The organism is Variovorax sp. 01T439_2, assembly GCF_056398445.1.
The window spans coordinates 1-1,035 of the sequence record NZ_JBFTPJ010001353.1 but is presented as its reverse complement, the minus strand read 5'-3'; the positions used below and the strand labels follow the sequence as shown (position 1 = coordinate 1,035).

The 1,035-nt window shown below is 71.0% G+C and carries 2 protein-coding genes; both read left to right on the top strand.

From position 1 onward, the window contains the following. Window positions 1-217, top strand: a 217-nt coding sequence (locus tag AC1DOC_RS34895) for a DUF2840 domain-containing protein (protein WP_478131744.1), incomplete at its 5' end; no start/stop codon positions are given. An 86-nt stretch (window positions 218-303) separates the two neighbouring features. After that, window positions 304-747: a S26 family signal peptidase gene (locus AC1DOC_RS34890; protein ID WP_478131743.1), complete on the top strand. Its 444-nt coding sequence runs from the start codon at window positions 304-306 to the stop codon at window positions 745-747. The last annotated feature ends 288 nt before the right edge of the window (window positions 748-1,035 follow it).

Genomic DNA, 1,035 nt, shown 5'->3' with positions numbered 1-1,035 from the left:
GCCGGGCGCGCGCATTCTGCTGCGCGCCGATGGCGAGAGCCAGGTCAAGGCCGTGCTCGCGGCGGTCGACGCCATCGAGGCCTTGGGCATCGACCCSTGCGCGGTGGCCGTCACGTACTGGCGCACGGTCGGCAATCGGCTGGCTGCGCGCCAGCCGCTGCCGGCCTACACCGCCGARCGGCATGCGGCRCATCTGGCGCGCGGGGCGCTGCGATGACACCGCGCCTGCTCTTCGCCTGYATGRGCGTCRGCCTGGCTGCGCTGTGCGCGCCSGCCGYCRTGCCGGTSGCGACACGCGATCGCGTGCTCGTGGTCTACAACCCGAGCGACAGCTTGCCGCGCGGTTGGTACCGCATCGACGGCCTGGACAGTGCAGCCTCGCTGCACGTCGGCAGCATCGTGCTGGCACGGCTTCCGGCCGACGTGGCCGCCTTCGCGGCACGGCGCGGCTACCTGCCGAGCGGCGTGCCGATCCTCAAGCGCATTGGCGCCCGTACGCCGCAATCGGTGTGTGTTTGCGATCAGCTCGTGCGCATTGACGGTGCCGTGGCGGCGAGCCTGCGAACGCATGACAGCGCGCTTCGCCCATTGCAAGCCTGGTCGCAGTGTCGTCCCCTCGCAGCAGACGAGTTGTTCCTGCTCGGTGACACGAATCCGGCGTCGTTCGACAGCCGGTATTTCGGGCCCATCTCTGCGTCGGCCGTGCTTGGGGTCGCGCGGCCTTTGTGGACATGGAGTGCGCCATGAACTGCGCGGCTTCCTGCGACCAAGCACGCTGCCGAACTGCAGCCGGACGTGCGTCCGCGCTGTACTCCGTCGTGCAGAGGGCCCGCCGCCAGGGTGCAGCGCGAGCTGCACCACCGCGGACCTTCGGGCAGCGTTGCGCACCCCGTGCGCGGCTGGCGGCAAGTCGGAGCCGGGAGCGCATGCGGAGGGCGGAGACGGAGGGCCAGATAAAAGGGGCGACACGCCGCCACCCGCGAAGCCCGTCTGCACGTAATGTGGGCGCGGCACGGCACCGGTTGGTGCCGGTGC